This is a genomic window from Pirellulales bacterium, from assembly GCA_019694455.1.
In the GTDB taxonomy this organism is placed as follows: domain Bacteria; phylum Planctomycetota; class Planctomycetia; order Pirellulales; family JAEUIK01; genus JAIBBY01.
In genome coordinates this window covers 20,764-27,001 of sequence record JAIBBY010000062.1, presented here as the reverse complement: position 1 = coordinate 27,001, position 6,238 = coordinate 20,764, and the positions used below count along the sequence as shown (strand labels likewise).

The window sequence follows — 6,238 nt, the reverse complement described above, 5'->3', positions numbered from 1 at the left end:
TTGGCGCGCCCGGAAGCGCCTCGGGCGCCGCGCCGGCCGGCGCGCCAGTGAAGGCGGCGGGAGGGCCGGCCGCATCGCCGGCGATCTGCACCGCGGGACCGCTTTGCCAATCGGTCGGGATCGGCACGGGGGGATCGGCTGGCGGGCGCACGTTGAGCGTGGCGTAAACGCCGTAGCCGACGACGCCGAGGATCCCAAATATGACAATGGTCCGAAGCGTGTTCACTGCTCGTCCTCCATGACGAACCGCGCCGATGTTCGAAAAACTGACTCACCTGACGGCGCGCGCATGCCGCCGCGCCCGGTGATAAGCCGCGAGAGAATACGCAAAGCCGTTGGTCGCCGCTAGACCATCTCCGGCTTGGATCAACAGCGCAAAACGACTGGCGTATTCGCTGCTAGCTGGCCGCCGGCGGCGCCGCGGTGGTAGTTTGCTTGCCCTCGCGCAGGCGGGCGCGGATTTGCTCCAGTCGCGCGGCCAGTTCTTTTTCGAAGCCGCGAGGCACGGGGCGGTAGTACTCGCGCTCGACGCCCAGGTAGTCTTGCGCGGCGACGCCGCCGGCGGCATGGTGCGAATACTCGTAGCCTTGCCCTTGCTGCAAGCGCTTGGCGCCGGCGTAGTGGCTATCGCGCAGATGTCGCGGGACGGGCAAGAGTCGCCCGCTGGTAACGTCGTGCCGGGCCTCGGCGATGGCGACAGTGGCGGCGTTCGACTTGGGGGCGCAGGCCAGATAAGTGACCGCCTGGGCCAGCGGCAACTGGCACTCGGGCAATCCGACGAACTCGGTGGCCTGCATGGCGGCGACGGCCAGCGGCAAGGCCTGCGGGTCGGCGTTGCCGATATCCTCGCTGGCGGCGATGACGATGCGCCGCGCCAAGAAGCGCACGTCCTCGCCCGCCTCGAGCATGCGCGCCAACCAATAGATCGCGGCGTCGGGGTCGCTGCCGCGAATGCTCTTGATCAGCGCGCTGGCCGCGTCGTAGTGCGCGTCGCCGGTGCGGTCGTACTCCACCGCCTTGCGCTGCACCGACTCGCGAGCCAGCGCCAGGTCGACGACCACGGGGGGTGTGCCGCTTGAGAGGACGCCAATCTCCAGCGCCGACAGCGCGCGGCGGGCGTCGCCGTCGCTGGTCTCGGCCAGAAAGTCGAGCGCGTCGGCTTCGATGCGCACCTCGTGGCGACCTAGTCCGCGCTGGCGATCGGCGGCGGCGCGGAGGAGCAACTGTTTGATGTCGTCGCTCGACAACGGCTCGAATTGAAACACGCGGCTGCGACTGACAATGGCGCTGGTCAGCGCGAAGAAAGGGTTTTGCGTCGTGGCGCCGACGAGCGCCACCACGCCGTCTTCCACATCGGGCAGCAGCGCGTCTTGCTGCGCCTTGTTGAAGCGATGGATCTCGTCGATGAAAAGCAGCGTTCGTTCGCCACTGGCCGAAAGGTGGTCGCGGGCGGAGTCGAGCGCTTCGCGCAATTCCTTGACGCCGCTGGTCACCGCCGAGAGTTGCCGAAAGCGCGACCGCGTGGCCTGGGCCAGCAATTCGGCCAAGGTGGTTTTGCCGGTGCCGGGGGGGCCGTAGAAGATCACCGAGCCGAGCCGATCGGCCTGGATCAAGCGGCGCAGCAGTTTGCCTTCGCCAAGAAAGTGTCGTTGGCCGGCGAATTCTTCCAGCGTGCGCGGCCGCATTCGCGCCGCCAGCGGCTGGGCCAGGCGGCGGTTTTCTTTTTCGCTGGCCTCGAAGAGCGACATGGCGCGGGCTGCAAAATCGGCATCATCGCGACCGCGCAACCGTCGCGGCCATCCCGCCGCATTGGAGCACTTTTGCCGCGCGGCAACAATCGTCGATGAAACGGCAATCGTGTGACTCGCGCCCCGCTCGCGGTTATGCTACCCGCTAGGGGCAAGTTCGATTCGCCAACCGAAGACTGCGCGTGCGGCTTATGCTCTTCTTCACGATGCTGCTGGCGATTTTGCTGGGGCTAGTCAACTCGGCCTGCGCGGCGCCGCCCAGCGGCGACTTTGAGCGCGACATCGCCCCGCTGATGGCGCGCCACTGTCTGGGGTGTCATAACGCCAGCGAGGCCAGCGGCGGATTGGTGCTGGTGGATCGCGCCCACGCGCTCGCCGGTGGAGACTCGGGCGCGGCGCTTGTGCCGGGCAAGCCCGACGAGAGTCTGCTGATCCAGCGCTTGCGCGATGGCTCGATGCCGCCCGAGGGCAAGGGCGAAGCGCTCACGGCGGAGCAAGTGGAGAAGCTGGCCGCCTGGGTGCGCGCGGGGTGCAATTGGCCGCGAGAACAGCCACTCAGTCCTTACGAGTTCACGACCGACCGTCGCGCTGGCTACGACTGGTGGTCGCTGCAACCGGTGACGCGGCCGCCCGTGCCGCGCGAACTGATTGATGAGCAGCCCGCCGGCGCGATCGACGCATTTGTGCTGGAAAAGCTGCGCGAACGTCAACTCGACATGGCGCCACTGGCCGATCGGCAGACGCTTATTCGGCGCTTGAGCTTCGATCTGACGGGGTTGCCGCCGACGCCGGAGGAGATTCGCGCGTTTGTGGACGATCCGGCGGCCGACGCGTATCCGCGGTTGGTCGAGCGGCTGTTGGCATCGCCCCATTATGGCGAGCGCTGGGCGCAACATTGGCTCGATGTGGTGCGGTTCAGCGAGAGCAAGGGCTTTGAGCGCGATCGGCTGCGCGAGAACGCTTGGCGCTATCGCGATTGGGTGGTGACCGCCTTCAACGAAGACCTGCCGTACGACGCTTTCGTTCGCCGTCAATTAGCTGGCGACGCGCTGGCGCCAGAGGACGCCGCTAGCGCCACGCCGACCGGATTTTTGGTGACGGGGCCGAACAACGATGTAGGCAACGGCAGCGAGTTGGCGCGACAGCGCGAACGCTCCGACGAATTGGACGATTACGTCTCGACCGCCACGAGCGCGCTGTTGGGAATGACCGTGTCTTGCGCCCGCTGCCACGATCACAAGTTCGATCCGATTCCGACGCGCGATTACTATCGGCTGGTGGCCGTGTTTTCCGGCGTGCATTACGGCGATCGACCGCTGGCCAGCGACAGCCAGCGCGAGGAGCGCAAGGCCAAGCTCGCCGAGTTCGACGCGCAACTGGCGGCGCTGGGCAAGCAGCGACAGGCCATTGACGACGAGTTGGCGGCGCTGGGGGGCGGCCCCGCCAGCAGCGTGAAGAACGAGATTCGCTTTGCCCCGATCGAGGCTCGCTATGTGCGCTTGGCGATCGAGCGGACCGGCGGCGACAACGAACCGGCGATCGACGAGCTGGAGATTTACGCGGCCGGCGCCGAGCCAAATCAAGCGCTCGCCACCACCGGCGCCGTGGCCAGCGCGTCGTCGCTATTGTCCGGCTACGCCATCCATCAGGTACCGCATCTCAATGACGGCTTGATTGGCAACGACCACAGTTGGATCGCCGCCGAGCGGGGGTCGGCCTGGGCGCAGATCGACCTGGTCAAGACGTTGCCGGTCGAGCGCGTGGTGTGGGGGCGCGATCGCGAGCGCCATTACACCGATCGCGTGCCGCAAGAGTACGCGGTGCTGCTATCGCTCGACGGCGAGACATGGACTGTCGCGGCGCGCCGGCCCGAGCGCAGTGAGCCGAGCGCCGAGATTCGCCAGCAACTTGCCGCATTGCAAAAACGAAGCGCCGATCTGGCCGCCGAGGTCGCGGCGGTCGAGCAAGCGAAGAAAGCAGTGCCACCGTTCGAAACCATCTGGGCGACAGTCAGCACGAAACCGGAGCACACGCGGGTGTTGACGCGTGGCGATGTCACCACGCCGGCCGATGAGGTGACGCCGGGGGCGTTGTCGGCGGTGAAGGGACTGGCGCCCGACCTGGCCGCGGCAGACGCCAGCGACCGCGAGCGCCGGCTGGCGCTGGCCCAGTGGATCACAGCGCCCGAGAATCCGCTCACCGCGCGCGTGATGGTGAACCGCGTGTGGCAATATCATTTCGGACAGGGACTGGTGGAGAACGCCAGCGATTTTGGATTCAACGGCGGGCTGCCGTCGCATCCGGAACTGCTCGACTGGCTCGCCGCCGAGTTCGTGGAGCATGGCTGGAGCCTGAAGCATTTGCACCGGCTGATCGTGGGCTCGCGCGCGTATCGACAGGCGTGCCGCGCCGATGAGGCGGCCAGCCAAGTCGACGCCGACAATCGGTTGCTGTGGCGCGCCAATCGACGCCGGCTCGACGCCGAATCGATTCGCGACTCGGTGCTGCTGACCGCCGGCACGCTCAACGCGAAGCCGGGGGGGCCCAGCTTCCGGCTGTTCAAGTACACCGATGGCAATATCCCGGTGTTTGAACCGCTGGCCGGCGAAGATCAATCGACTTGGCGACGCACGTTGTACCGGCATGTGGTGCGGTCGCAGAGCGTGCCGTTTCTCGATGTGTTCGATTGTCCGGACTGCTCGGTGATGACCGCCAAGCGTTCGCGCACCACCACTCCCTTGCAGGCGCTTAGTTTATTGAACAACGACTTTGTGGTTCGCCAAAGCCAGTTGTTGGCGGCGCGCTTAAGAAGTGACGCGGGCGCCGACGCCGGCGCGCAGGTGGAGCGGGCAATGTGGCTCATCTTTGGCCGCGCGCCAACGCCCGAGCAGCGCGCCGAACTGACCACGTTTGTCGAGCAGCACGGTTTGGAGCCATTGGGCCGCGTGCTCTGGAACGCCAACGAGTTTCTTTACGTCAACTAACCCTGACCAGCTCCATGACTCACAACAATTCAACGAGCCATCGCCGCTGCCAAGGTTCGCCGCGGTTTGCCTCGCGCCGCGATTTTTTATGGCGCTCGGCCGGCGGATTGGGAGGCATCGCGCTGGCCGACCTGCTGGCGGCCGATGGGCGGCTGGCGGCGGCCCATGCGCCAGCGCCCCTCACGCATGGCGGATGCCCGCACCACCCGCCCCGCGCCAAGCGCGTGATTCAACTCTTTATGTCGTGCGGCGTGAGCCAGGTCGACTCGTTCGATTACAAGCCAGCGCTGGCCAAATATCACGATCAATCGGTCGGCAGCTTGCCAGGCATCGAGAATCTGTTCTTCGCCAAGCCCGGCAAATGGATGAAGACGCCGTTCGCATTTCAGCAGTACGGCGAAACGGGCAAGTGGTGCTCCGAGATATTCCCGCACATCGCCCAACACGTCGATCGGCTGGCGTTTGTGCATTCGATGCAGTCGGAGTCGAACAGCCACGCGCCGGCCACGTTCTACATGAACACCGGGTTTATTCGGCCGGGTTATCCTTCGGCCGGAGCCTGGGGAGTTTATGGGCTGGGCAGCGAGACGCAGGACTTGCCCGCTTACGTGGTGATGATCGATCGTGGTTTGCCGCCAGGGCACAATGTGAACTGGAGCGCCGGCTTCTTGCCCGCCGAGTACCAAGGAACGCTGCTACGGCACGAGGGAGACCCGATTCTCGATTTGGAAACGCCCGTGGCTATGACCGCCGAGGCCGAACGCGCCTCGCGCGACGTGTTGGCGCGGCTGAACGCCGATCACTTGGCGCAGAATCCTGGCGATGGCGAACTGGCCGCCCGCATTTCGGCCTACGAGTTGGCCGCGCGCATGCAATTGGCCGTGCCAGAGACGATGAACTTGAACCAGGAGACGGCCGAGACGCGGCGGCTGTATGGGCTCGATCACGCCAACCCGCAGGTGGCGAGCTTTGCCCGCAATTGCCTCTTGGCGCGGCGCTTGATCGAGCGGGGGGTGCGGTACGTGAGCCTGTTTTGCGGCGGCCCGAACATGCCGACCGGCAAATGGAACTGGGATGCGCACGACAATGTGGAGGAGAACCACCGCCGCAACGCCGGCATCTGCGATCAGCCGATCGCCGCGCTATTGACCGATCTGACGCGGACGGGTCTGTGGGACGACACGCTGGTGACCTGGACCGGCGAATTTGGCCGCACGCCATTTCGCGAAGGAGAGACGCCGGGGCGCGATCACAATCCGCAGGGCTTTACCCTGTGGATGGCCGGGGGCGGGGTGCGCGGCGGCGCCAGCTACGGCGCGACCGACGAGATGGGCTACCAGGCGGTCGATCGACCGACGAGCGCGCATGATTTTCACGCCACGCTGATGCACTTGATCGGCATCGATCACGAGCGGCTCACCTATTATTACAACGGTCGGCAGCAGCGCCTGACCGATGTGCATGGCCAGGTGATTGACGAGATCTTGGCGTAACCGCGCCAGCGCG

The 6,238-nt window shown here is 65.9% G+C and carries 4 protein-coding genes; 2 read left to right on the top strand and 2 right to left on the bottom strand.

Annotated features, from left to right (window positions below; translation table 11 throughout):
* Together K1X71_18555 and K1X71_18550 are read right to left on the bottom strand one after the other, a co-directional pair.
* Positions 1 to 226 (bottom strand): hypothetical protein (locus K1X71_18555; GenBank protein ID MBX7075149.1); only part of this gene is annotated, 226 nt, incomplete at its 3' end.
* Between the two features lie 172 nt (positions 227 to 398).
* Positions 399 to 1,748 (bottom strand): replication-associated recombination protein A, encoded by a 1,350-nt coding sequence (locus K1X71_18550; protein MBX7075148.1) that lies wholly within the window; start codon positions 1,746 to 1,748, stop codon positions 399 to 401.
* 182 nt (positions 1,749 to 1,930) lie between these two features.
* Between K1X71_18550 and K1X71_18545 the strand changes: the two genes are divergently transcribed.
* Complete coding sequence (locus tag K1X71_18545) at positions 1,931 to 4,732, top strand: DUF1553 domain-containing protein (GenBank protein ID MBX7075147.1); 2,802 nt, start codon at positions 1,931 to 1,933, stop codon at positions 4,730 to 4,732.
* Between the two features lie 14 nt (positions 4,733 to 4,746).
* Entirely contained in the window at positions 4,747 to 6,225 is a 1,479-nt protein-coding gene (locus K1X71_18540; GenBank protein MBX7075146.1) for a DUF1501 domain-containing protein, read from the top strand.
* Positions 6,226 to 6,238 lie beyond the last annotated feature (13 nt).